At 68.4% G+C, this 23,449-nt stretch carries 23 protein-coding genes; 17 read left to right on the top strand and 6 right to left on the bottom strand.

Translation table 11 applies throughout. The features are described 5' to 3' along the window. Nucleotides 1–21 precede the first annotated feature (21 nt). A complete protein-coding gene (locus ABVF28_RS10265; RefSeq protein WP_371030389.1) occupies nt 22–1,254 on the bottom strand; it encodes a DNA recombination protein RmuC in 1,233 nt (410 codons plus the stop codon). 30 nt (nt 1,255–1,284) lie between these two features. Beyond that, nucleotides 1,285–1,914 (bottom strand): 3'-5' exonuclease, encoded by a 630-nt coding sequence (locus tag ABVF28_RS10260; RefSeq protein WP_371030388.1) that lies wholly within the window; start codon nt 1,912–1,914, stop codon nt 1,285–1,287. Nucleotides 1,915–2,115: 201 nt separating this feature from the next. Here ABVF28_RS10260 and ABVF28_RS10255 point away from each other — a divergent pair, with 201 nt between their 5' ends. The 7 genes from ABVF28_RS10255 to ABVF28_RS10225 all read left to right on the top strand — a co-directional run bounded on the left by ABVF28_RS10255 (nt 2,116) and on the right by ABVF28_RS10225 (nt 8,152). Beyond that, a complete protein-coding gene (locus ABVF28_RS10255) occupies nt 2,116–3,036 on the top strand; it encodes a PIG-L deacetylase family protein (RefSeq protein ID WP_104312327.1) in 921 nt (306 codons plus the stop codon). Then, nucleotides 3,033–3,215, top strand: a complete 183-nt coding sequence (locus tag ABVF28_RS10250; protein ID WP_371030387.1) for a hypothetical protein — start codon at nt 3,033–3,035, stop codon at nt 3,213–3,215. Before ABVF28_RS10255 ends, ABVF28_RS10250 begins: the two co-directional genes overlap by 4 nt. Nucleotides 3,216–3,239: 24 nt before the next feature. Next, nucleotides 3,240–3,956: an ATP-grasp domain-containing protein gene (locus tag ABVF28_RS10245; protein ID WP_371030386.1), complete on the top strand. Its 717-nt coding sequence runs from the start codon at nt 3,240–3,242 to the stop codon at nt 3,954–3,956. Then, a complete protein-coding gene (locus tag ABVF28_RS10240; protein WP_371030385.1) occupies nt 3,953–5,242 on the top strand; it encodes a glycosyltransferase family 2 protein in 1,290 nt (429 codons plus the stop codon). The genes ABVF28_RS10245 and ABVF28_RS10240 overlap by 4 nt, the downstream gene beginning before the upstream one ends. Before the next feature lie 2 nt (nt 5,243–5,244). Then, nucleotides 5,245–6,324, top strand: coding sequence for a hypothetical protein (locus ABVF28_RS10235; RefSeq protein WP_371030384.1), 1,080 nt, complete (start codon nt 5,245–5,247; stop codon nt 6,322–6,324). A gap of 26 nt (nt 6,325–6,350) precedes the next feature. After that, nucleotides 6,351–7,424, top strand: coding sequence for a redox-regulated ATPase YchF (gene ychF, locus ABVF28_RS10230; protein ID WP_371030383.1), 1,074 nt, complete (start codon nt 6,351–6,353; stop codon nt 7,422–7,424). Between the two features lie 65 nt (nt 7,425–7,489). Continuing rightward, a complete protein-coding gene (locus tag ABVF28_RS10225; protein ID WP_371030382.1) occupies nt 7,490–8,152 on the top strand; it encodes a mismatch-specific DNA-glycosylase in 663 nt (220 codons plus the stop codon). A 35-nt stretch (nt 8,153–8,187) separates the two neighbouring features. Here ABVF28_RS10225 and ABVF28_RS10220 read toward each other — a convergent pair whose 3' ends face one another. Next, on the bottom strand, nt 8,188–8,751 hold the full coding sequence (locus ABVF28_RS10220; protein ID WP_371030381.1) for a hypothetical protein: 564 nt from the start codon (nt 8,749–8,751) through the stop codon (nt 8,188–8,190). Nucleotides 8,752–8,964: 213 nt separating this feature from the next. Beyond that, on the bottom strand, nt 8,965–10,485 hold the full coding sequence (locus ABVF28_RS10215; RefSeq protein ID WP_371030380.1) for a hypothetical protein: 1,521 nt from the start codon (nt 10,483–10,485) through the stop codon (nt 8,965–8,967). A 193-nt stretch (nt 10,486–10,678) separates the two neighbouring features. On the opposite strand from ABVF28_RS10215, the gene ABVF28_RS10210 reads away from it, so the two are divergent. From ABVF28_RS10210 to ABVF28_RS10195, 4 genes are all read left to right on the top strand, one after another. Next, a complete protein-coding gene (locus ABVF28_RS10210) occupies nt 10,679–11,716 on the top strand; it encodes a hypothetical protein (protein ID WP_371030379.1) in 1,038 nt (345 codons plus the stop codon). Between the two features lie 126 nt (nt 11,717–11,842). Further along, nucleotides 11,843–14,077 (top strand): hypothetical protein, encoded by a 2,235-nt coding sequence (locus ABVF28_RS10205; protein ID WP_371030378.1) that lies wholly within the window; start codon nt 11,843–11,845, stop codon nt 14,075–14,077. After that, nucleotides 14,074–15,843 carry an HSP90 family protein gene (locus ABVF28_RS10200; protein ID WP_371030377.1) on the top strand — a complete coding sequence of 590 codons (1,770 nt, stop codon included), beginning with the start codon at nt 14,074–14,076 and terminating at the stop codon, nt 15,841–15,843. The genes ABVF28_RS10205 and ABVF28_RS10200 overlap by 4 nt, the downstream gene beginning before the upstream one ends. Before the next feature lie 68 nt (nt 15,844–15,911). After that, nucleotides 15,912–16,523, top strand: coding sequence for a dihydrofolate reductase family protein (locus ABVF28_RS10195; protein WP_371030376.1), 612 nt, complete (start codon nt 15,912–15,914; stop codon nt 16,521–16,523). A gap of 54 nt (nt 16,524–16,577) precedes the next feature. Here ABVF28_RS10195 and ABVF28_RS10190 read toward each other — a convergent pair whose 3' ends face one another. Continuing rightward, nucleotides 16,578–17,015: a hypothetical protein gene (locus ABVF28_RS10190; RefSeq protein ID WP_371030375.1), complete on the bottom strand. Its 438-nt coding sequence runs from the start codon at nt 17,013–17,015 to the stop codon at nt 16,578–16,580. A 181-nt stretch (nt 17,016–17,196) separates the two neighbouring features. On the opposite strand from ABVF28_RS10190, the gene ABVF28_RS10185 reads away from it, so the two are divergent. Together ABVF28_RS10185 and ABVF28_RS10180 are read left to right on the top strand one after the other, a co-directional pair. Continuing rightward, complete coding sequence (locus tag ABVF28_RS10185; protein WP_371030374.1) at nt 17,197–17,595, top strand: VOC family protein; 399 nt, start codon at nt 17,197–17,199, stop codon at nt 17,593–17,595. 70 nt (nt 17,596–17,665) lie between these two features. Further along, a complete protein-coding gene (locus tag ABVF28_RS10180; protein WP_371030373.1) occupies nt 17,666–18,025 on the top strand; it encodes a DUF2695 domain-containing protein in 360 nt (119 codons plus the stop codon). Here ABVF28_RS10180 and ABVF28_RS10175 read toward each other — a convergent pair. Continuing rightward, on the bottom strand, nt 18,019–18,414 hold the full coding sequence (locus ABVF28_RS10175) for a TraR/DksA C4-type zinc finger protein (RefSeq protein ID WP_257023093.1): 396 nt from the start codon (nt 18,412–18,414) through the stop codon (nt 18,019–18,021). The two genes, ABVF28_RS10180 and ABVF28_RS10175, sit on opposite strands and share 7 nt — an antisense overlap. A gap of 140 nt (nt 18,415–18,554) precedes the next feature. Between ABVF28_RS10175 and ABVF28_RS10170 the strand changes: the two genes are divergently transcribed. The 4 genes from ABVF28_RS10170 (at nt 18,555) to ABVF28_RS10155 (ending at nt 23,436) form a co-directional block, all read left to right on the top strand. Continuing rightward, nucleotides 18,555–19,805, top strand: coding sequence for an NAD(P)/FAD-dependent oxidoreductase (locus ABVF28_RS10170; RefSeq protein WP_371030372.1), 1,251 nt, complete (start codon nt 18,555–18,557; stop codon nt 19,803–19,805). Then, nucleotides 19,798–21,417, top strand: a complete 1,620-nt coding sequence (locus tag ABVF28_RS10165) for a cryptochrome/photolyase family protein (RefSeq protein ID WP_371030371.1) — start codon at nt 19,798–19,800, stop codon at nt 21,415–21,417. The genes ABVF28_RS10170 and ABVF28_RS10165 overlap by 8 nt, the downstream gene beginning before the upstream one ends. A gap of 88 nt (nt 21,418–21,505) precedes the next feature. Further along, nucleotides 21,506–21,916: a VOC family protein gene (locus ABVF28_RS10160; RefSeq protein ID WP_371030370.1), complete on the top strand. Its 411-nt coding sequence runs from the start codon at nt 21,506–21,508 to the stop codon at nt 21,914–21,916. A 119-nt stretch (nt 21,917–22,035) separates the two neighbouring features. Beyond that, on the top strand, nt 22,036–23,436 hold the full coding sequence (locus ABVF28_RS10155) for an MFS transporter (RefSeq protein ID WP_371030369.1): 1,401 nt from the start codon (nt 22,036–22,038) through the stop codon (nt 23,434–23,436). Nucleotides 23,437–23,449 lie beyond the last annotated feature (13 nt).

The following is a 23,449-nucleotide window of genomic DNA, read 5'->3' as shown; positions in this document are numbered from 1 at the left end:
CCGGGCGACTTGGGGTGCGCGTCAGCGCCCGCTTGGCGCGCTCTCTGCCGCTCCGGACAGCGTGGGTTCGGTCAGTTCTGGCGCCGTGAGCCCGCGGAGCTGGTCCTCGACCGGCCGCGGGGTCGAGATCGGCGAGCCGATGTTGAGCGCGTCGAGTTTCCGGGCCGTTGGCAGCACGCGCGTCTCGAGCGAGCCGAGGAACGCGTTGTAGCTGGTCGTCGCCCCTGCGAGTGACCGACCGAGCTTGTCGATGTGGGTCGCGAGGGTGCCGAGGCGCGCGTGGAGTTGCGTGCTCAGCTCGAAGATCTCGTGTGCACGGTCTTCGAGGACGTCCTGCTGCCAGGCGTATGCGATGGCACGGAGCGTGGCCCACAGCGAGACCGGCGACGTGACCGCGACGCCACGGTGGATGGCGTCCTCGAGCAGCGAGGGATCGGCGGCGACGGCGGCCGAGAGCGCCGACTCGCTCGGCACGAACGCGATCACGAGCTCGGGCGATCCCGAGACCGCACCGGGGTAGCCGCGAGCGGCGAGCGTCGTGACGTGCGCCCTGAGCGTTTTCGCGTGTTCGCCCAGGAGGGTCCGCCGTCTGCTGGTCTCCTCCTCGTCGCCGAGCTCGCTGAGCTGGCTCGCTGCCAAGTACTTGGCCATCGGTGCCTTCGCGTCGATGACGAGGTGCTTGTCTCCCGGGAGGTGCACGAGCATGTCGGGGCGACGCGCTCCCTGCTCGCCGCTGACGCTCACCTGCGTGTCGAAGTCGACCCGTTCGAGCATCCCCGAGGCCTCGACGATGTTGCGAAGCTGCGCCTCGCCCCATACGCCGCGCGCCTGGTTGGACTGGAGCGCGGAGGCGAGCGAGTCGGTCGTCGCCCTGAGGCGTTCGTCTGCCTCGTGCTGGTTGCGGAGCTGCTCGCTGAGCTCGCCATGCTGCTGGAGCCGCTGCTCCTCGATGGACGCGACGGCCCGGCGCATGAGCTCGAGCTGCTTGTTCACCGGGGCGAGGGCCGTGAGCACCTGCTGCTCACCGACCTCCTTCGACCGTCGCGCCTCGAGCTGCGCTCGCTCACGCGCGAGAACCCCCTCGAGGTGATGCTCCGCGGTCGCACGCGCCTCGTCTGCTGCTTCGGCTCGCGCGCTCGCACCGGCCAGCTCAGCTGCGAGCTGCTGACGCTGTGCTGCGCCGCGCATCGCGGCGACGGCGAAGCCGACGACGAGGCCGAGGAAGAGCCCGATGGCGAGGAGAAGAAGATCCATGCGTCCACCCTCGCAGGTGCCACCGACATTTCAGGCGAAGGTGGCCGCCGCAGTGAGTGTCGCCGCGCGTTCCCGCTCCTGATCGAGTTCGATCCGCTCGATGGCGACGTCACGGCTCGCTGCCAATGAGGCGAGGTCCGGAGCGCCGAACCGCCGTGCGCTGTCGATGACGATTGCCGCGCTCGCCTCTGCATCCGAAACAGGGTCGTGGTGGACCAGTGTCCGGAACCCTGCGGCTTCGGCGGCAACCGGGAGACGATACGAGTGCAGCTCGTAGCTTCGGCGCGCCAGTCGGAGGGAGCAGAAGTAGCGCAGGGCCGGCAATGCTGCCTGCGTCGCGAGGCTCGTCGCCAGCAGCACGCCGATGTCGAACCTCGCGTTGTGTGCCACGAGCACGTCGTCGCCGAGGAAGGCGAGCAGCGCCGGCAGCTGTCGCTCCCAGGGTTGGGCCCCGCGGGTCATCTCCCGGCTGATGCCGTGCAGCTGCACGTTGAACGGGCGGAACTCATCGTGAGCGCTCGGCGGTCGGATGAGCCAGGTCGCACGATCGGCGATCCGCCCGTCGCGGACTCGGACCAGACCGACCGCGCACGCCGAGGCGGGGGAGCCGTTGGCGGTCTCGAAATCGATCGCCGTGAAGTCGATGGTCACGTCGTCCATGCTCGCACGCTGCGCCGTATTCGACCGCTCCCGGACGGAGAGTGGGAAGATGCTGGACTAACTTCATGGACTACTAACCTGATATTGCGGGATCACGAAGAAAGGCGTGCGGGCAAGCCGCCGTAGGATTCCCACACCGGAATAGCACCCCGATGAGATGCAGGGGCGTTCGCCTCTGTGCAGGAAGAAGAAGGAATCTCCATGATCGTTGCGGTCCTCGGGGCTTCAGCGTGTCTGGGGCTCATCCTCTACGTGGCCGTGCGCATGGACAGGGCCCTGGTGTCAGCGGAGGTCGGGCCACCGGTGCGCTGGATGCTGCTCCTGTTCGCGAGCTTGCTCGGCTTCGCCTACTTCTTCCTGATCTTCCACGCTCAGGGTGACGATCACGCGCCGACGCAGCTGGAGGTGCTGGGAACAGTCGCGCTGTGCCTGCTCGCGGGGCTGCTCGTCGTCTTCATCGAGGCCGTGCACGCCAGGAGGCCGTCGGTCGTGCAGCCGAAGCGCGTCCTCGTGGTCGGGGCGCATCCGGATGACCTGGAGCTCGCGTGCGGCGGCACTGTCGCGTCGTACGTCGATGGCGGACACCAGGTCAAGGTCCTCGTGATGAGTCGTGGTCAGCGGGGCGGCGATCCGTCGGCGCGCATCCTCGAGGCGCACGCCGGGGCGGCGATGCTCGGTGTCGACGATGTCACGGTGCACGACTTCCCGGACACGCAGCTGGCCGACGCGAACGGCAGCATGATCCGCGCGATCGAGAGCGCGATCGCGTCCTTCGCGCCGACGGTGATCCTCACGCACTCGGAGCACGACCACCACCAGGACCACCAGGCGGTGCACCGTGCAGTCGTTCGAGCGGGGAGGCAGGCGTCGTCCATCCTCTGCTTCGAGTCTCCCTCGGTCACGCGGCAGTTCAACCCGTCGATGTTCGTCGACATCGACGCGTTCATCGACGTCAAAGTCAAGGCGGTGCAGACGCACCGCGACCAGGCAGGGAAGCCGTACATGACCTCGAATCGGGTGCGCGGGATAGCGGCCTTCCGAGGGGCGCAGGCTAAGTGCGATCACGCGGAAGGGTTCGAGCTCGTGCGATATCTGCAGAACACAGGAGGACGCTTCTCATGATGAGGACAGTCTTGGTCACCGGGGCCGGAGGCCCCGCGGGGAAGGCGCTCGGACGGCAGCTCGCTTCTCTGCGCGCCAACGGTCTCGAGATCTTCGCGATCGGTACCGACATCACCGCTCTGTCGGACGAGAACTTCTCCATGACGGTGCAGGTACCGCGGGCGGACTCGCCGGACTAAGCTCCGGCGCTTCGAGAGCTCGTCGTGCAGACGCGAGCCGACGTCGTCATTCCGACGGTGTCAGAAGAGCTCGTTCGGATCGCTGGAATCGCGCACCTGCTCGGAGAAGGTGAGCGGGAGCCAGCGGTCGTCGTCTCGCCACCCGCTGCGACCACGCTCTGCGAGGACAAGCTCTTCACCATGTGGGCCCTTGACGCTGCCGGCGTCGCCGTGCCGAAGTTCACGGGTGGTGCCGAGCACGCCACCGCGCAGAGCGCACTCGATGCGTTCAATGGCCCGGTCATCGTGAAACCACGCGTGTCCCGCGGAGGCAGAGGCGTTCGCCTCATCGAAGACGCCCGCGACGACTGGGGTGGTGTGGACGCCCGAAGCCTCATCCAGGCCTTCGCGCCCGGCATCGAATACGCGCCCCAGGTCTACCGCTCACCTCGGACCGGAGAAACCAGCGTCGTGGTGCTGGAGAAGACCGTCATGAAGGAGGGCCGCATCGGGAACGCCGTCGAGACGACGCGGCTTGCCGCGCACGAGGCCGTCGATGTCGCGTGGCTGGCAGAGTCGGCCGTCACGAGGCTCGGACTCGTGGGGCCCGTCGACCTGGACATCCGGCGCGATGAGCGTGGCGTGCCCGTCGTGCTCGAGGTCAACGCGCGCTTCGGGGCCAATTCAGAGCACGCTCCCGAGCTGCTCGCCTCGGTGCTCGCCGACTGGGCGTCCTTGGTGGAGCAACTGGACCCTGCATGACCCCGTGGCTCTTCTGGCCGCTCCTGATCCTCGGCACGCTCATCCTCGTGCTCGGGGGGCTGAAGCTGGTCTACCTGCCGCTCGCGGTGGCCTACGAGGTCTCGGCGAGTCGCCGTCGTCGCCATCGACCGCGTCATTCCGAAACGACGATCTTCGGGGCGAGCGCACCGTTCGTGAGCGTTGTCGTGCCCGCTTTCAACGAGGCGAATGTGCTCGAGAACTGCGTTCGGTCGCTGGCGCGTTCGAACTATCCAGCGTTCGAGATCATCCTGGTCGACGACGGATCTACGGACTCGACGTTCGCGCGGATGCAGGAGCTCGCGGCCGAGTATCCAGGGGTCACCGCGCTGACCAAAGCCAACGGCGGCAAGGGGTCTGCGCTGAACGTCGGCATCAAGGCTGCGCGGGGCGAAGTCCTGCTGTTGAGTGATGCCGACGGAGTATTCGGTGAGAATGCCATCGCGAGCATGATCGAAGCCTTCACGGATCCGTCGGTCGGGGCTGTCTGCGGGGACGATCGGCCCGTCAACCTCGATCGTGTCCAGACGCGGTTCCTCGCCGTGATCAGCCACGTGGGCACGGGCCTCGTGCGCCGTGCCCTGCACGTGCTGCGGTGCCTCCCGATCGTCTCCGGCAACATCGGCGCGTTCCGTCGCGACGTGCTCGAACGCAGTGGGCTGCTCGCCGAGGACACACTTGGGGAGGATCTCGAGCTCACCTGGCGCATCTACCGCGCCGGGTTCCGAGTTGCGTTCGCACCGAGAGCGGTCGTCTTCGCCGAGAGCCCGTCGACGATCAGGGGATTGTGGCGACAGCGAGTGCGGTGGGGTCGAGGCTTGCTGCAGACCTGCGGGAAGCACGCTGACATGATCGGGAATCCCCGCTTCGGGATCTTCGGCCTTTCCTTGATCTATCTGGTCGCCACGTCGATCGTCGTGCCGATCGCCCAGCTGCTGATCGTGCCCCTGCTCATTCTTGCCGTCATGCTCGGCGACAGTTCGGCCGTTGCCTCGGATGCGTGGCAGCTCGTGCTCTGGCTCGGACTCCCGGTCGCGGTCCTCTTCCTGCTCGTCGCTGTCGCGCTCAACCGCGCCTGGGGTGATCTGCGGTTCGCGTGGACCCTGGTGCTGTGGCCCGTCTACTCCTCGCTCATGAGCGTGGTGTTCGTGCGGGCGCTCTCCCTGGAACTCCGAAAGGCCCCACAACGATGGAACAAGCTCGAACGAACCGGGGTCGTGTCCCGCACCAGCACGGAGCGCGTCGCCGCGCCGCTCTCTGCGTCCTGACCGTGGTCTCGCTCTTGGGCCTCACCGCATGTGCCGACGACTCGCAGATCATCTACCCGGAGGTGCGGGCGGTGAGCCTCGGCTTCGAGGACGTCGCCAACGCCGACACGGATTGGTCGGCGGTCCGAGACGACCTCGAATCTGTGAACGCGAACGCCGTGCACCTCGCAGTGGGGCGTGTCGAGTGGTCGGCCTTCCCGTGGGCGAAGCATGCGGATCGCAACTCGTCTCTCGTCGAAGAGACCGGAACCGACTACGTGCAGCGTGCGATCGATGAGGTCGGCACCCAGCCGGACGGGACACCTCGACGGATCGTGCTGACGATCGATGCCCTCATCCCCGAGCTCATCGCCGCTGACCCCGAGCTCGCAGGGGTCGACGCATCTGGCCAGCGGTCGGAATCCTTCTCGTCCGCGTCTGCGCTCGCGGACGGACCGGTGGGGGACCGGCTCGTCGAGATGGTCGGGTACGTCGCCAGGACCTACGACGCTGACGAGGTCACGCTCACGGAGATCATGTTCGATGGGTCCACATTCGGCGATGACGACCGCGAACTGTACATGTCGATGTTCGGCGCAGCCGACTGGCCACGAGACGCAGACGGTGCGATCGATACCGGGCATCCGTCGATCGGCGCGTGGCGGTCGCAGGTGATCGCCCAGCTCGCATCCCGTGCACGTGCGGCGGCGAACGCGGCCGGCAGTGAGCTGGCGCTGGATGTGCGCACGTCGTGGGAAGACCCGGTCTCCGGACGCGCCGAGAGCGGCCACGACCTCTCGGTGCTCGCGGGGGCCGTCGACCGGCTCATCGTCTGGAACTACTTCGGCATGAGCGGTGCGTCTGGCGATGACTCGACCACCCTGACGCGCGCGTTCCGTGACGCGGGTATCGATCCGACGATGGTGACGATGTCAGTGGGGCTGTGGACCGACGACGGGGACGTGTTGCTCGATCCGGCTGATTTCGGGGCAGGGGTTCGCGCTTCCGCGAGCTACGGGGTGACGAGTGTCGCCGTCACGCCGCGCTCGCTCATGACGCGAGCGCACTGGGACGCGCTCGCGTCGGTCTGGAGTGCCGAATGACGCTCGGCCCCGTACGATAGACCCTCGTGGCTCTTACTCTTGGCATCGTCGGCCTGCCCAACGTCGGCAAATCGACCCTTTTCAACGCACTCACGAAGAACCAGGTTCTCGCGGCGAACTACCCGTTCGCGACGATCGAGCCGAATGTGGGGGTCGTCGAGCTGCCCGACGCTCGCCTGAAGGTGCTGGCCGAGATCTTCGGGTCGGAGCGCATCCTCCCCGCAGCGGTGTCGTTCGTCGACATCGCCGGCATCGTGCGCGGTGCGAGCGAGGGGGAGGGCCTCGGCAACCAGTTCCTCGCGAACATCCGTGAAGCGGATGCGATCGTGCAGGTCGTGCGCGGCTTCGAAGACGGCGACGTGGTGCATGTCGACGGCAAGGTCGAGCCGGCCAGCGACATGGAGACGATCAACACCGAGCTGATCCTCGCCGATCTGCAGACCATCGAGAAGGCGCTGCCGCGCTTCGAGAAGGAGGTCAAGCAGAAGCGTCTTGACTCGTCCGTGCTCGAGGCGGCGAAGGAGGCCAAGGCGGCGCTCGACGAGGGCACGCTGCTCTCGTCGACGAAGATCGATCTCGAGCCCGTCAAGGAGCTCGGTCTGCTGACGGCCAAGCCCATGATCTTCGTCTTCAACATCGACGAGGCCGCGCTGAGCAGCGAGGAGAAGCTCGCCGAGCTGGCCGCGCTCGTCGCACCCGCGAAGGCGATCTTCCTCGACGCGCAGACCGAGTCGGAGCTCATCGACCTGGACCCCGAAGAAGCGGCAGAGCTGCTCGCGTCGCTCGGCCAGGACGAGTCGGGCCTCAGCCAGCTCGCGCGCATCGGCTTCGACACGCTCGGCCTGCAGACGTACCTCACCGCCGGCCCAAAGGAGTCGCGCGCGTGGACGATCCGCAAGGGCTGGAAGGCCCCGGCTGCGGCCGGCGTCATCCACACCGACTTCGAGCGCGGCTTCATCAAGGCCGAGGTCATCTCGTTCGATGACCTCGTCGAGACCGGCTCCACCGCCGAGGCTCGCGCCAAGGGCAAGGCCCGCATGGAGGGCAAGGACTACGTCATGCAGGACGGCGACGTCGTCGAGTTCCGCTTCAACGTGTAGCGGTGGCAGCGTCCACCGTCTGATTCGTGCAGACCAGCCTCGGACCGTCGATGGAAGGAACTGCAGTGAGTGACGCGCCCGTTTTCGCGCCCGTCCCTGCCAGGGAGCGTCGGGAGTCGCCGCTTGGTGGTCGGAAGCCTCTGACTTCCGAGCTTGCCGCGTTCCAGGGCAGCGACGCCGATGCCGTGGACGACATTCTCCCCGTCGATCTCGCAACAGTCCGTCTCCTCATCGTGGGCGTCAACCCGGGGCTGTGGACGGCGGCGGTCAACGCCCCGTTCGCTCGGCCGGGCAACCGATTCTGGCCCTCGTTGCACCGAGCTGGATTCACGGACCACGTCGTCGACGCCTCGCGCGGACTCTCAGCCGACGACGAGCAGTCCCTGCTGCGCCGCGGCATCGCGATCACGAACCTGGTCGGTCGAGCCACGGTGCGAGCTGACGAGCTCTCGCGCTTAGAGTTGCAGACCGGCGGGTGGCGACTCGTCGAACGTGTGCGGGAGATGCGTCCGGACGCGGTGGCCGTTGCGGGTATCACCGCCTTCCGAACCGCATACGCGCTGCCCAGGGCGGTGCTCGGACGGCAGGATGTGCTCGCGATCGACGGTTGGCCTGAAGGCGTCGACCTCTGGGTCGTTCCTCAGCCGAGCGGGCTGAACGCGCATGAGACGATCGACACGCTCGCGGCCAAATGGCGAGAGGTCTGGGATTCGCTGCCACCTGAATGACGCTCCGACACCTCGTCGGTGACTACCAGTCGTCGCTAGCGGATCGAGTAGAAGAAGCCGGCGCCCTCGTTGGCGAACCGTTGGATCGCCTCCCGGAATGGCTCGAAGAGGCCACTGCAGTACAGACCGTCCGCCTCCCCGCAAGCCTTCTCGAGCTCGGCGAGGTCGACACGCGCGTAGTCGTCGGCCGCGAGGCGCACATACTCCGCCGGCACGATGCCGTAGTACGGCTTCCAGCTCGCGTACCCGTCGGAGTAGAGGACGTCTCCGAGCAGGAGCAGCGCCCCGGCTCGTGGGAGGACGTTGATCTGACGCTCGTCGATGCAATGACAGCGATCGGGGGTGGCCATCGTCGCGAGCGCGGAGGACCCCGGCGGTCCGGCGACTTCGAGCAGGCTGTCGGCGGACGGCCCCGGCATCCAGTCCCGCAGGAAGTAGTCCAGAAGGACTCTGAACCCCTTGTCGAGACCGACGCAGTTCTCGTCATCGATGGCGGCCTCACGCCGATCGAGAGCGTAGCTCGTTGCACACGGGTCGTCGACGGCCCGCTCGAAATCAGCCTGCGTGCGGAGCGGCCAGCCGTAGTAGCGAATTCCCATGCGGAGCAGTATCGCGGCCTTCTTCGCGACGCAAGCGACTCATCCAAAGGCCGGTCGGGGCGTCCGTCTGAGCGCATACGCTCGTCGCCATGAACGAGCACCATGATGCACGGACGCAGGCCTGGCTCGACCAGGAAGACCGGTGGACAGTGGAGCAGCTGCCGCATCCCGATCGCAGGAGGTGAGATGCGCAGCGACCGACGGCCGCTTGCCTCAGCGGTCGCGGTGCGGCAGCCAGAGGTGGACGTCGATGTCTTCCGGCTGCTCCAGGCTCACCGCGATGGTCGTGATGTGCACGCCGTCTCGTGCGTGCACGTGGATCCAGCCCTGCTCGAAGTCGCGCAGATCGTCGTGCTCGCCGATGTAGGTCGGCACTCCGAACGGGAGGTCCTTCCGCGTCGGACTGGCGGGAGTCCCGTCGACGAACGCGGCGAAGCGCTCGGCCTGGGAGCCTGCGCCACCGATCTCGACACTCTCGAGACAGCCATCGCGGAACGAGAGGTCGACCCCGTCGAGCCGGCCGACCGCCAGCACCAGCGGATGCTCTTCCGGCAGGCCGAGGGCGTCGAGGAACATCGTGAACTCGCCGGAACGCCACCGGTGGATGCGGTGCGACACGCTCACCCCGACAGGGAGCGCCGTCAGCTCGATCACCGCCGCGTCGGCTTCGGCCGAGCTGTACTCCGTCATCAGATCGCAGGCGCCGAACCGTCGGAGCTCCATCCGGCCGGTCGTCGACAGCGGTGCACCAAGCGTGTGGCGTGCCTCCTCCCGTGTCCGCGGGTAGCGCGGACCACGCGGGAGCGCCGTCACACCGACCGGCGGTGGAGCGTCCGACTCAGGGGAGGGACGGAGTCGAACGCTCAGCACGCGGGCGTCTTCGACCTGCACCTCCGCGCCGCTGTCGAGCTCGAGGAGGCGCCTCGGGAACCCCGACGACACGGCCCAGCGCCGACGGACCTCCCCGAGCAGCTCGCTCCCGCGCGTCCACGCGAAGCCACCCTCCGGCTCGCCGAGCATCCCGAAGACGGGCTTCAACGGCCCGTCCGGCAGCGGACGCGGCTCGGGACGCTCGAGGAGGACCTCGGCAAGACCCTCAGCGTCGTAGCGGACGCGCACGAGATCACCCTCGAGGCCGTGCACGTCCGAGTCTGCCTCGGCGGGAGCGCCCAGCACCGCCGACACCTGAGCTCGACTCGCCCCGGCACAGAGCCCGGCGATGAGGCCAGCCGGTCGCGGATAGGCGGGGTCCCCGCTCAGCGTGAAGCGGATGCCTGCGACGCGCCCGGCATCCACGGTCACGTCCTCCGTCCCGCCCGCGAGCGCCCGCGAGACCGTCGCGCGTTCCGAATCCAGCGCCTCACCCAGGGCGTCCACGTGGTGCCAGATCTCCCCGTCGACGCGGGGAGGGAACATGCGGCTCCTCGCGGGGACCCACTGCTCGGGGTACCAGGACCCGCCACGGGGGTCGAAGAGCCTGAGGTCGTCGTGCTTGCCGGACCAGCACTCGCCGACGAACCCTGGCTTGACCGAGTCCCAGAGCAGCTCCCCGACGTACTGCTGGGCGGTGAGCTCGAAGAGCGCATCCGCGGAGCCGTGCCCGACCTGCTGGTCGACGCCGACCCAGGTGGTTCCGGTCGACGTCTCGACGCCGAGGCTCGGCTGGCTCCTGACCTGCACGAAGCACCGCGAGTCCCGCCCTGCCGCCTTCGATCTGCTTCTGCGCTTCGACACTCGGGGTCCGCCAATCCGGTCTGCCAGGGCAGGGGCAGCGCACTGACAGCAGCAACGGTACCCGGATGCTTGTCGACGGTGCCCTCAAGCACCGCCGGTGCCGGTCGCCGAATCGGCACGGAACGCTGCTCGGGCACACGCGTGCCGCCTCGCATACTGGTGGCGTCGGTTGAGCCTCGAGGAAGTGGTGGTCATGAGCAGAGACGTGAACATGCCGAGCATCGATGTCTCGCGGGACGGGCTGCGCATCGACGGCGTGCCCGTCGACGCGCAGAGCGTCCGAGCCCTGACGGACGCGCTGGGTTCACCGCGCACCCTTCCACCGAACGGGAGCACCACCTGGGTCGTCTGGGACGACGTCGGCGTGCGCGCGTCCACGAAGGACGGCGAAGTGGCGACGGGCGTCTCCGTGACCCTGGCGACCGATGCGCGCAGAGAGGCGAAGCGCGACGAATCGGCGAGTCTCTACCGCCCGTCTGGTGCCTACACGGGTGCGTTCACCATCGAGGGGCAGTCGCCGATCGCAGCAGCCCCGGATGCGGAGCTCCGGAAGGCGTACCTGATGCTTCGGTTCAGGGTCGGGGATTGGGAGCTCGTCCTGCTCCTGAACGCCACCGAGCTGCGAGAGCTCCACGCGATGGAGGCCCGGGAGCGCTTCGCCAGACAGCAGACCGCCGAGCTGGCGGACATGGTCCGGTCAGCGCACGCTCCGGTCACGGAGATCATCGCGTCGTACAGGCCCGTGCCGCCGGTGAAGAAGCCGTCCGGGAAATGGAAGCTTCCGGTGCTCGAGGAGCCGACACTCCCGCTGAAGTCGTTCCCGTTCCGTCTCGCGATCCTCAACGAGCTCATGTTCGTTCAGCGGGTGCTCGGTCCGCGCTTCAACCTGTACGACTTCGCTCAGGATCAAGGAGCGAAGAACTTCGATCCGGACGCGTATTACGACACCATGATCCCTTCCGTGCGCGCCTGGCTGCGCAGGTATCCGATCCCTACGCGCGTAGCAGGGAAGGTCGAGGAGCTCGTCCTCGACGGAGGCAATGAAATCTACGCGCAGCTGATTCCGCAGTGGGATGGGGAGGACAGCAGCTTCGACATCGCAACGATCACCGACCACGACCTCGCGCCGTTCACGAACCTCCGGCGAGTGGACGACATCGGCGGTCTCCTCGGGCCCCGCGCACGCAGGGCGCTCGCGCGGCGCGACGTGCAGGTCGACCGTGCCGACTGAGCCGTCCTTCTGTGAGCAGCACGCGAGGGCCTCGTCATCCAGGAGCACTCGGTCGACGGCGACGGGCATCTTCAGCACGGCCTGGGTAGGGTCGTCGCGAGGACACGTCCCCAGAGGAGGCCCACGATGATCGCGTATTCAGAGATAGGCACGCTCGACGACGAGCAGCAGGAACGCATCCAGAGTCTCTTCGAGCGCAGCTCCGCTATCTGGGACCTGCCAGAGGACGAAGGCAAGCTCGAGGTCTGGGATGAGTTCATCGAGGACTGCGAACGAGCTGAGTTCCCCCACCTCATCGCGAGCGCGCGGCTCGGCCAGTACACGACCCTCGTCAAGGCGGGGTTGGGAGTCCGAGCGCTCGACGCCTACGTGCGCCTCATGCAGGTCATCCACCGCCACGGCGACCTCATCGCACCTGAGAACGTGAACCGCATGCTCAACTCCATCGCGACGGCGAGCATGACGCTCGTCGACGACCCGGTCGTGCCGCTCGAGCAGATCACCCGTGCCATCGATCTCGTCGAGCAGCAGATCCGGCAGCGGGGTGCCGACATCGTCGGCGTCTACGTGGCGCGAGCCACGGTCTCTGCCGCCAGGGGCGAGTCCGAGGCGACGCTCGACTGGATTCAGCGCTGGCGATCAGAGAACAGCGTCGAATGGCGTCCGGATGACTCCGGCGTCATCCAGATGGAGCTGCCTCTGGTGGCCCGCTTCGATCTGCCGCGCGCGACGGAGACGCTCGAGCAGCGGTTGCGGATGCTCGAGATCGACCCTCGCGCGTTCGACGAGGCGCGTTCCGAGGCGGTGAACGCCTTGCCGCTGCTCATCATGCTCGCCTTCTTCTACGTTCGCGCGGGTCGGCGAGCGGACGCGAACCTCATCGCCGACCAGTTGCTCGCCGAGGTCGGATCCGCCCGGCTCGCTCGAGACGGTGTCGCCGAGTTCCTCATCCCCGTCCTGGAAGAGCGGCCGGATGCAGTGCTCGCTTCCGTCGACCACACCCTCCGCAACCTGCACCTCGAGGGGAGTGACTGGGAGGCGACAGCCGCCGTCGCGCGCAGCCGCATCCTCGCCGACCCGATCGGGGAGGAGGGCAAGCTGCTGAGGGCGCTGGCCGAGCAGTCCGCCGCCGCCTTGGACCGGCGTGGCGGCACCGACGTGCACTCTCGCGAACTCGAGACATTCTGGTGGGCGGGGCTCCCCACCCATCCACGGCCCACCCTCGTCGATGACCCGGAGGTCTGGGGCGATGTGGAAGAACGAGCCGAGACGATTCTCGCCGCGGGCTGGCTGCCTCGCACGGCGTCGGTGAGCTCCGAGGACCCGCCCATCTCCATCAAGCACCGCTACGTCGCGCACCTCGGCGACACGATGGAGCTGCTCTCCGCCGAGACGCCCGAAGAAGCCGACGCCCTCGCGGCCTCCCTCGCGGCGCGCTCGGAGCAGCTCAAGTGCGCGTCGACCCGCTACTGCGTGCCGTTGCTCCACGGTCTCAGGGCGGGTCAGCAGGGCAGGATCGCCACGCTCGTTCGCGACTTCCGCAGTTCGCAGACCGAGCTCCTGCGCGCGCCCGACGCCATCGAGGACGCCTTCCAGGCTATCGGCGAGCGGTTCTTCGCGGTGACCGTCGAACAGGCAGTCGCATCGCCCGACGTCGCGTGGTCGGAGATCGAGGAGCTCATCCAGACCGAGACTCGCCTGCGGGAGGTCACCGGTGGCCCACTCGCGCATCTCTCGCTCGCGCGCGCGGAGATTGCCGCCCACCGCGACGATGGCTCGGCCCTGCGCGCGGCCGTCGAGCAGGTGCAGCACGAGCTGGCAGCAGAGGAGAAGCTGCTCGACCGGGTCACGGTCGACCTCGAAGTCGTTCGGCTGACCGCCCTGGTCGAGCCCGCCTTCGCGGCGGCGACGGCCAAACGCGTCCTCGCGATCGGGGATGCCGAGCAGATTCGAGCCGCGACTGCGTGGCTGTGCTGGCTGGATGCCCGTTCCGGAGACAGGGCGGCCTCAGCCGAGCTTGTTCGGCTCCTGGAGAGCGTCGACGGGGATGTCTCACAGTTCGGGCCGTTACCCGGATGGGTGCTGCTCGAGGGGATAGCCGCACCCGGTGCCGACTTCGGACGGATCATCGATGCGCTGCTCGATGAGGTCGACGAGTCGCCAAGCGAGCTCATGGTCCTCGCCGCCTGCGGCAGCGCGCTGCTCGCCACATCCCCTGACGACCCGCGGGGCCCGAGACTCCGTTCGCGGGTCGCGGACCTCACCCGCGGTCTGGACACCCGGAACGGGGATGACGGGTGGAGCACCTGGGTGCGGGACCGATGGTTCCCGGGCGACACCTCCTTCGGGGTGTCCGCATGAGCGGGGAGAGCTTCCGAGTCGACCTGCGCGGCATCGTCGACATCCTGTCCCACCACCTGTACTCCAGCCCGCGCGTGTACCTCCGCGAGCTGATCCAGAACGCCAGGGACGCGGTGGTGGCCAGAAGCGAATCCGATCCGTCCGCCCCTCGGGAGATCGCGATCGAGATCGAAGACGGCGGGGCCGTGCTGGTCCGCGACTCCGGCATCGGGCTGACCGAGGAGGAGATGCGGTCGGTGCTCGCGACCATCGGCGCCTCGAGCAAGCGGAGCGACTTCACGCGAGTGCGTCGTCAGTACCTGGGCCAGTTCGGCATCGGGCTGCTGTCGTGCTTCCTCATCGCCGATCGCATCGAGGTGCGGTCGCGCAGCGCCCGTTCGGCCGACGCGCCGACGCTGAGCTGGGTCGGGAACTCTGATGGCACATTCACGATCACCAGCGCCCAGACGCCTCTCCCGGACGCCGGCACCGAGGTGCGAGTGCAGGCGCGCGCCGACGACCGGGAGTGGGTCGAACCGGTGCGGGTGCAACTGCTCGCTGAGCGTTTCGCGAGCTTGCTCGAGCTGCCCGTCAAGCTGCAGACCGGTGCGCACGCGCAGTCCGAGATCGTCAGCACCCGGACGCCGCCATGGAGAGGCTCCGGCCTCGAGGCGACCGCCTGGTGTCATCGCGAGCTCGGCTTCGCGCCCCTCGCCGTGCTTCCCATCGACGTGCCCACGGCCGGTGTGGTCGGGGTGGCCTTCATCTCGGACAGCCCGGGGCGGGTCGGGAACCGACACGGTGACACCGTCTACTCTCACGGCATGTTCGTCGCCGACGACAACGTGCAGCTGGCTCCGAACTGGGCCTACTTCGTGCGACTCGCCGTCGAGGGCGGCGACCTCGCCCTGACCGCCTCCCGAGAATCCCTGCAGGACTCGCCGGCGATCGGCGACGTGAAAGCGCAGATCGGGACGCAGCTCAGGCAGGGGATCGAGCACTTCGCGCTGAGCGACCCGGTCGGCTTCGACCGATTCATGGACGTCCACGCGAAGGGCATCCTCACCATGGCGGCGGGCGATGACGACATGCTCGACCTCGTGATCGGCCACGTGCCCTGGGAGACCAGCGAAGGCACGATGACGCTCGCGCAGATCCTGCGCCTCTCGGACGATGTGCGGTACACGACGTCGATGACCGACTTCATCGCGTTCGCCCCGCTCCTGCGCGCGAAGCGATCGCTGCTCGTCAACGGCTCCTATGTCTACGGCAGCGAGATCCTCCGCAAGGTGCGTGAGCGCCGCGGGCATACGGCGCGCGTGCGCGCGTTCGACCCGCACGCGTTCCTCGACTCCCTCCCGGAACCGCGCGAGGGTGGCGCGGAGGCCCGCGGGTTCGAGGTGCACGCCCGTGCAGTCCTCGAACGGCTCGGCGTTGACCTCGATCTGCGGGCGTTCGCGCCTGCCTCCACGCCTTCCCTGTTCGTGGCCGCCGGCGATGACCACTTGAGTCAGCTGGCGGATGAAGGTGCTGAGGCAGACCCTTGGGCGGGGTTGCTCAGCGAGCCTGAGGCGTCGCCTGCGCGACCGCGGCTCGTCATGAACATCACGAGCGACGCGGTGCGCTCCCTCGTGCGCGTGCGCGACGAGCGATTGCGGGCGGAAGCCATCAGCGGGCTCTATGTCATCGGCCTCCTTCGGGCCGGCCAGACGCTCGACGAACGGCACGGTGAACTGCTCAGCAGCACGTTGCACACCCTGATCACGGCGGCGGGTGGCGGGGAGTGATGCCCGGGCTGAATCGGGAGTAGGGTCGGCGGTCACGATCTGATCTCGCGTCCAACGGAGGGCCCCGAATGTCCGACACCACGTGCCACATGTCCATCTCCCTGGACGGCTTCGTCGCCGGCCCCGAGCAGAGCCGCGGGCATCCCCTCGGCCGGGGAGGGCACGGCCTCCACACGTGGCACATGGGGGATCCGCGCGCGACCGACGCCGACGAGGTCGCGGCCAGCTGGCTCATGCGGCCCCGAGGCGCCTACGTCATGGGCCGGAACATGTTCGGCCCGATTCGCGGCGAATGGGATGGAGAGTGGCGAGGATGGTGGGGCGATGAGCCCCCGTACCATGCGCCGGTGTTCGTGCTCACGCATCACGCCCGCGAGCCAATCGAGATGGAAGGCGGCACGACCTTCCACTTCGTGACCGACGGGTTCGACGCCGCCTTCGCCCGGGCCCTGTCCGTCGCGGACGGCAACGGCGTCGACATCGCCGGTGGCGCCTCCACGGTCGGACAGGCACTGCAGGCCGGCGTCATCGACGAGCTCGCCCTCGACATCGCGCCCGTGCTGCTCGGTGGCGGCGAGCGGATGTTCGACGGCGTCGAGACGTTCGGGTACGAACCGGTCGAGGTGCTGCACTCACCGCTCGCCACGCACATCCGGTACCGCAGAGCCGCACACGGCTGAGAGAGCGGGCCAGGCGGGAGGCTGCTGCCTGGCCCGAGTCCGACTCCGTCGCTCTTACGCGCCCGCGGCCCTGCGCACGTAATCGGCGATGGTCTGCTCAGTCTCCGGCGTCAGCGTGATGAGCGCGAACGACGTCACCCAGAGGTCGCCGTCATCGAGCTTCGCGGCCTCCTCGAAGCCGAGCGTTGCGTACCGAGTCGTGAACTTCGATGCCGCTTTGAAGAACACGACGACCTTGCCGTCTGCGTCGGTGTAGGCGGGGAAGCCGTACCAGGTCTTCGGCATGAGCTGCGGGGCGACGTCCTTCACGATGCGGTCGACGCCCTCGGCGAGCGCCTTGTCCTCGTCGGTCATCTCCGCGATCGCCTTCTGGATAGCCGCGTCGCCCGCGGCCCGGTTCTTGCCCGCCTTCTGCTCGGCGCGCAGCTCCGCGGCACGCTGCTTGACCGCCTCGCGCTCGTCCTTCGAGAGTCCGGTCGTCTTCTCCGCCATGGCAGCTTCCTTCGTTCAGTCGTGAGCAGGTGAATCACGACTACGGTACGACCCCTGGCGCGGGGATGCTTCTCCGAACCTGCTCGGTCTCCTCGAGCTCGCGAGTTCGAGGTCGTCTCGGGCCGGGTGGCGCGAATCCCCAGCTCGGTCGCCGAGGATGGGCGAGTCTGAGGAGGCGCACATGGGACTTCGCTGGTATTCGACCGTCATCGATTCGAGAGATCATCGCGCTCTTGCGGCCTGGTGGGCGGAGACGCTCGACTGGCAGGTCTCCTTCGAGGACGGCGACGAGGCGGTCATCATCCCGAAGTGGCTCGATGAGGACAACCCTGGGGTGCCCTTCGAGCGGGTCGGCCCCGGACTGGTCTTCGTCCCGGTCGGCGACGACAAGACCGTGAAGAACAGGCTCCACATCGACCTCGCGGCTCCGCTGCACGAGAGCCAGGTCGCCCATGTCGACGGCTTGATCGCGAGGGGCGCCAACCGCGCCGACGTCGGGCAGGGCGACGACGTCAACTGGGTTGTCCTGCGCGACCCGGAGGGCAACGAGTTCTGCGTGCTCTCGTCTCGCGAGAGCTGAATCGCGGCGGCGTGCTGTGGACGTGCGCACTACGACAGAGATTGTCGGTGGTCCGGTCCAAGATCAGGTCATGACAGATCAGCGAATCGACCAAGAAGCCGAGACCCTCGTCCAGACGATGGCGAACGACCTGCTCGAACCCGGGCCGCGCGAATGCCTGCTGTGCTACGTCGCCGTGCAGCTCGACGAGTTCGGCTGCGACGGCGCTCACCGCTTCTCGCAGTGGTACCAGGAACGCGCGGCCCCGCGAGCGACCGCACTCCTCGAGCGCCTCGACCGACTGGGCGCGTACTGCGACTGCGAGATCTTCCTCAACGCCTACGACGCGTGCGGGGGTGAGCCGGAGACGCTGCCGCCTTGCCTCGGCGTTCGGCGAGGTTCCACGCAGCCGTGCAGGCTGTGGTGGAGAGAGCGCCGATCCGCCTACTGACGGCCGCGGCCTCGCCGTTGCTCTGCGCAGGAGACGCAGTGCTCCGCGAAGGGACGAACCCGCAGCCTGATGTTCGGGATGCGCTGGCCGCACGTCGAGCAGACGCCGTAGCGGCCCTCTTCGAGGCGCAGAAGCGCTGCCTCGATCTGCCTGAGTTCCGACTGCGCCGCGTCCACCTGCCCGGCAAGGCGGGACCACTCGGCCGACAGCGGAGCGCCGTCGGGGTCGTGCTCGTCGTCGTCGTTGAGCGAGGAGCGGTCCTGGACAAGCGCCCGCAGTGCCGCGGACGTACTGGTGACGCGGTCGACGGCGTCCGCGCGGAGCGAGGCCAGTCGCTTCGCGTGCGTGGCGGGGGAGTCGGACTCCTCCATCTCATGAATGCCGTGCATGCGGGCCATTCTGCGCCACCAGCACCCCGGCCTGCCGAGGACCGCGCCCACCAGCGTTCGCGAGCCCGCGCTCAGGGACGGCCCGGGTTGCTCCCGCAGACTGACGGACCAGTCGAGCGAAGCCCATCGAACGGAGCCATATGGACACGGACGTCGTCGTCATCGGAGCAGGGCTCGCCGGCCTCAGGGCCGCGCGGAGCCTCGAGGAGCGCGGGCGCAGCGTCGTTGTCCTCGAGTCGGAGGACGAGGTCGGCGGCAGAGTCGGCACGGACGCCATCGACGGCTTCCTCTGCGACCGCGGCTTCCAGGTCCTCAACCCCGCTTACCCGGCGTTGCGCGCCTCCGTGGACCTCGCTGCGCTCGACCTCAAGCGCTTCGGGGTCGGGGCCATCGTCCGTTCGCGGGAGCGGACGTCGACGCTCGCGCACCCGCTCCGCCATCCGCGGTTCGCGTTGCAGACGCTGCTCAGCGGGCACGTGCCGGTCTCCGATGTCCTGGCCCTCGCACGCTGGCTCGGCCCGACGCTTGCACAGCCAGACCCGCAGGCTGCTGGGCCGGATACGACGCTCAGCGCCTCATTCGACGATGCGGGCCTCACCGGGCGGCTCCGACTCGACCTGCTCGACACGTTCCTCGCCGGAGTCCTGGCCGACAGCAGCGGAGGCAGCTCGGCGAACCACGTCAAGCAGCTCGTCCGCTACTTCGCGCTCGGCGCGCCAGGGCTCCCCGCCGACGGGATGCGCGCACTGCCCGCCCAGATCGCCGCCTCGCTGCACGAACCCGTCCGGCTCGGCACCGCCGCGCGGGAGGTGACCGAGACCGGGGGTGGCGTGCGGGTCGTCAACGACCGCGGGACGATCCTCGCCCGAGCCGCGATCGTCGCGGTCGCCCCGAACGACCTCCCTGCGCTGACCGGCCAGGCGGCTCCGAAGACGCACGGCCTGACAACATGGTGGTTCCGGGCCACGGGGACGCCGCGAACCGGGCCGTTCCTCCTTCTGGATGCCTCGAACATCGGCGGCGGGCCGGCCGGGCCGATCTGGAACACCGCCGTCATCTCGGAGGTGGCCCCTTCGTATGCCCCGGCCGGACAGCACCTCGTGCAGGCGACCACCCTCCTCGACCACCTGGACGGACTCGCGAGCGAAGCGGACGTCAGACGCGACCTCGCCCGTCTGTACGGCACGACCACCGACGGCTGGGAGGTGCTCGCGCACCACGTCATCCCGCACACCCTCCCCGCCCAGCCACCGCCCCTCGTCGACCGCGGGCCGGAGCGAGTCGGAGAGCGGCTCATCGTGACGGGCGACCACCGCGAGACAGGGTCCATCCAAGGTGCGCTGGTCGCCGGAGACCGGGCCGCAGACGCCACCGTCGAGCTCCTTGGCTGAACCGAGAGCGGCAGGGCGGAAGCTGCGGCTCGTCCTGCCTCACCAGCTGTTCGAGGCGCACTTCGCCGAGCCGACCGGAACCGTGTTCGTGCTCATCGAACACGATCTCCTCTTCCGCCAATACGCCTTCCACTCGCACAAGCTGGTCCTGCACCGAGCATCCATGTCCCGGTTCGCGCAGCGTCTCCGCGTTGCAGGGCACGTCGTCGAGTACCTGGAGAGCGACGCGGCTGCTCCCTCCGGCCAGCAGGTGGCCGCGCTCGTCCGCCGACACTCGCCGACCCGGGTGACGTGGTTCGACGTCGTCGACGACTGGCTTGAACGCGACCTGACCCGGGCACTGGCCGCAGGGGGCTACGCCGCGGCTGCGGACGACGAACTCGAGACGCCGAACTTCCTCACCGACCGGGCGCAGCTGGACTCCTGGTTCGCGCACAACGAATCACGCATGCACGAGTTCTACATCTGGCAGCGTCGCAGACTCGGCCTCCTCCTCGACGGCGACGGCCCATGCGGCGGCCGCTGGTCGTTCGATGCGGACAACCGCAAGCGCGTGCCGAGGGGATACGTGCCGCCGACGGTCTCGCGCTTCCGCGGACACCCGAGCGTGCATCCCCAGGGCGCCTTCGACCTGGACGCACTCATGTCTCCCGCCCCGCCATCAAATGGCCGCGACGAAGGGAAGGAACAGGTCGAACTCGCCGTCGCCTGGGTTCGTGAGGAGTTCCCCCACGCCCCGGGCGACCCGACGACGTTCGCCTGGCCGACGACCGCGGACGAGGCGCGCGAGCACCTCCGAGAATTCGTCCGCACGCGCCTCGACGACTTCGGCCCGTACGAGGACGCGATCTCCGCGGAGCATCCCTTCCTCAACCACAGCCTGCTCACGCCAGCACTCAACATCGGTCTGCTCGACCCGCGCGAGGTGCTGCAGATGACGCTCTCGAGCGCCCGCGCGGACACACCCCTCGCCTCCCTCGAGGGCTTCGTGCGTCAGGTGATCGGGTGGAGGGAGTACATGCGGGCCACCTACCGGCTCCGTGGCCGGGAACTCCGGACATCGAACGTCCTCGGACACACGAATCGCCTGGGGCGCGGATGGTGGACCGCCAGCACCGGACTGGACCCCGTCGACCTCGTCATCCGTCGCGTCCTCGCGACCGGGTACGCCCACCACATCGAACGCCTCATGGTGCTCGGCAACGCGATGTCACTGCTCCGCATCCACCCGGACGACGTCTACCGGTGGTTCATGGAGCAGTTCGTGGACGCCTACGACTGGGTCATGGTGCCGAACGTCTACGCCATGAGCCAGTTCGCGGCCGGCGAGACGGTGACCACCAAGCCCTACGTCTCCGGCAGCAACTACCTGCGGAAGATGTCCGACCTTCCTTCGGGGGCGTGGACTGAAGCCTGGGATGCCCTGTACTGGGACTTCGTCGCCCACCACCGGGCGGTCTTCGCCCGCAACCCGCGCACCCAGATGACGATCGCGCTCCTCCAGAACATGGAGCCGGAGACGCTCGCACGACACCGTGCTCGAGCGCAGGGACTCCTGCAGGACCCCGACGAAACCCCGCTCGTGATCGGGACGACCCGCGACGCCACGTGACGCGCTTCCGGTGGACTGCTCGGACTCCTATGATCGGGCTACGACGCGTAATCCGTCGTCACATGTCTCGAGTGCAAAGGAGCCCATCATGGGCGTAGCCATGGTCTTCCCGAACCTGCCCGTCGCCGACGTCAAGGCGGCAACCGACTTCTACGTCGGACTTGGCTTCACCATCAACCCGATGTTCTCCGACGACAGCACCAGCTGCGTCGTCGTCAACGACCAGGTCGCGATCATGCTGCTGCAGACCGAGCGCTTCCAGGGCTTCCTGCCGGAGGGCGCGGAGACCATCGTGGGCAGAAACCGACACGAGAGCACGACAGCGCTCCTCCTCGGCAGCACCGAGGAAGTCGACGAGATCACGGCCAAGGCGGAGGCTGGTGGGGGCAGAATCCACCGTCCGGCTGAGGCGAACGAGTTCGGGATGTACGGCTCAGCGTTCGACGACCTCGACGGCCACCTGTGGGAGGTCTTCTACATGGCGTCCCCTGAGGCCTGACTCGCAGAGAGCGCTGCTCCGCGGGCCTCCGTTGCGCAATGCGGCAGCGGGGCTGGTGGAGCCGTTTCCTGTCTGGCACGGTTAGTCGTCCCCTCCACCCCGCACCCTTGGATACGCACATGACCGAGCGCACCCCGGCTGACCGCCACGCCGCAGCGACAGAGCAGGCGGCGCCCACGCGCAATCAGCGCCTCGATCGCCTCCCGTTCACCGGCAGGCACCGCAAGCTCCTGTTCGGGTCCGGCATCGGCTGGGCGCTCGACGCCATGGACGTGAGCCTCGTCTCGTTCGTCATGGCCGCGCTCGCGGTGCAGTGGAGCCTCGACGCGACGACGCTGTCGTTCATCGCCTCGATCGGCTTCGTCGGCATGGCGATCGGCGCGAGCGTCGGCGGACTGCTCGCCGACAAGCTCGGGCGGCGTCAGGTGTTCGCGGCGACCCTCCTCATCTACGGTCTCGCCACGGGTGCCTCCGCGCTCGCGGCGTCGGTGGGCGCGCTCATGGTGCTGCGCTTCATCGTCGGTCTGGGGCTCGGCGCCGAGCTTCCCGTCGCCTCGACGCTCGTGAGCGAGTACGCGCCGAAGCGCATCCGCGGACGGGTCGTCGTGCTGCTCGAGGCGTTCTGGGCTGTCGGCTGGATCGGCGCCGCCCTCATCGGGGCCTTCATCATCCCGCTGTCGGCGGATGGATGGCGCTGGGCCCTCCTGACGGGCCTCCTGCCTGCCGTCTACGCGGTGGTCGTGCGGTTCGGGCTCCCCGAATCCGTCCGCTTCCTGGAGAGCAAGGGCAGGTACGCGGAGGCCGAGCGAGCGGTCCGGCAGTTCGAGGAGTCGGCTCGCGTCGATGCGCCCCCAGCGGCGGGTATCGACGCGTCTGACCGCGGACACTCCGCAGCGCGAGCATCCGTGTCACCGGACTCCCAGCGGGCACGATGGCGCGACCTCTGGGCGCCGTCGCTGCGCCGACGGACGGCCGCCCTGTGGGCCGTGTGGTTCTGCATCAACCTCAGCTACTACGGCGCGTTCATCTGGATTCCGAGCCTCCTCGTCGGCCAGGGTTTCACCCTTGTGAAGTCGTTCGAGTTCACGCTCATCATCACGCTGGCGCAGCTGCCCGGCTACTTCGTCGCGGCCTTCCTCATCGAGCGCATCGGCCGGCGTGCGACGCTCGCCATCTTCCTGCTCGGTTCCGCGTGTGCCGCGTTCTGGTTCGGCTTCGCGACGACCGAGGGCGCGATCCTCGCCGCGGGCATGTGCCTGTCCTTCTTCAACCTCGGCGCGTGGGGAGCGCTCTACGCGATCGGCCCCGAGCTCTATCCGACGAGGCTGCGCGCGTCGGGAACCGGGGCGGCCGCGGGCTTCGGCCGCATCGCGTCGATCATCGCGCCGCTGCTGGTGCCCATCATGCTCGCGGGTGGTGGCAGCGTGCTCGTCTTCGGCGTGTTCGCCGCGGCGTTCCTGCTCGCCGCCGGTGCCGCATTCACCCTGCCGGAGCTCATGGGGCGGGAACTCGAGGAGTAGTCGACGCGGGGAG

This window comes from Pseudoclavibacter sp. JSM 162008 (genome assembly GCF_041366455.1).
In the GTDB taxonomy this organism is placed as follows: domain Bacteria; phylum Actinomycetota; class Actinomycetes; order Actinomycetales; family Microbacteriaceae; genus Pseudoclavibacter.
Note: the sequence above shows the minus strand (reverse complement) of the source record. Positions and strands in the feature narration are given on the sequence as shown.

Coding starts and splice junctions, on each gene's coding strand:
- ABVF28_RS10265 (WP_371030389.1), bottom strand. CDS start 1,254: ATGGATCTTCTTCTCCTCGCCATCGGGCTCTTCCTCGGCCTCGTCGTC.
- ABVF28_RS10260 (WP_371030388.1), bottom strand. CDS start 1,914: ATGGACGACGTGACCATCGACTTCACGGCGATCGATTTCGAGACCGCC.
- ABVF28_RS10255 (WP_104312327.1), top strand. CDS start 2,116: ATGATCGTTGCGGTCCTCGGGGCTTCAGCGTGTCTGGGGCTCATCCTC.
- ABVF28_RS10250 (WP_371030387.1), top strand. CDS start 3,033: ATGATGAGGACAGTCTTGGTCACCGGGGCCGGAGGCCCCGCGGGGAAG.
- ABVF28_RS10240 (WP_371030385.1), top strand. CDS start 3,953: ATGACCCCGTGGCTCTTCTGGCCGCTCCTGATCCTCGGCACGCTCATC.
- ABVF28_RS10220 (WP_371030381.1), bottom strand. CDS start 8,751: ATGGGAATTCGCTACTACGGCTGGCCGCTCCGCACGCAGGCTGATTTC.
- ABVF28_RS10210 (WP_371030379.1), top strand. CDS start 10,679: ATGAGCAGAGACGTGAACATGCCGAGCATCGATGTCTCGCGGGACGGG.
- ABVF28_RS10205 (WP_371030378.1), top strand. CDS start 11,843: ATGATCGCGTATTCAGAGATAGGCACGCTCGACGACGAGCAGCAGGAA.
- ABVF28_RS10200 (WP_371030377.1), top strand. CDS start 14,074: ATGAGCGGGGAGAGCTTCCGAGTCGACCTGCGCGGCATCGTCGACATC.
- ABVF28_RS10195 (WP_371030376.1), top strand. CDS start 15,912: ATGTCCGACACCACGTGCCACATGTCCATCTCCCTGGACGGCTTCGTC.
- ABVF28_RS10190 (WP_371030375.1), bottom strand. CDS start 17,015: ATGGCGGAGAAGACGACCGGACTCTCGAAGGACGAGCGCGAGGCGGTC.
- ABVF28_RS10185 (WP_371030374.1), top strand. CDS start 17,197: ATGGGACTTCGCTGGTATTCGACCGTCATCGATTCGAGAGATCATCGC.
- ABVF28_RS10180 (WP_371030373.1), top strand. CDS start 17,666: ATGACAGATCAGCGAATCGACCAAGAAGCCGAGACCCTCGTCCAGACG.
- ABVF28_RS10175 (WP_257023093.1), bottom strand. CDS start 18,414: ATGCACGGCATTCATGAGATGGAGGAGTCCGACTCCCCCGCCACGCAC.
- ABVF28_RS10170 (WP_371030372.1), top strand. CDS start 18,555: ATGGACACGGACGTCGTCGTCATCGGAGCAGGGCTCGCCGGCCTCAGG.
- ABVF28_RS10160 (WP_371030370.1), top strand. CDS start 21,506: ATGGGCGTAGCCATGGTCTTCCCGAACCTGCCCGTCGCCGACGTCAAG.
- ABVF28_RS10155 (WP_371030369.1), top strand. CDS start 22,036: ATGACCGAGCGCACCCCGGCTGACCGCCACGCCGCAGCGACAGAGCAG.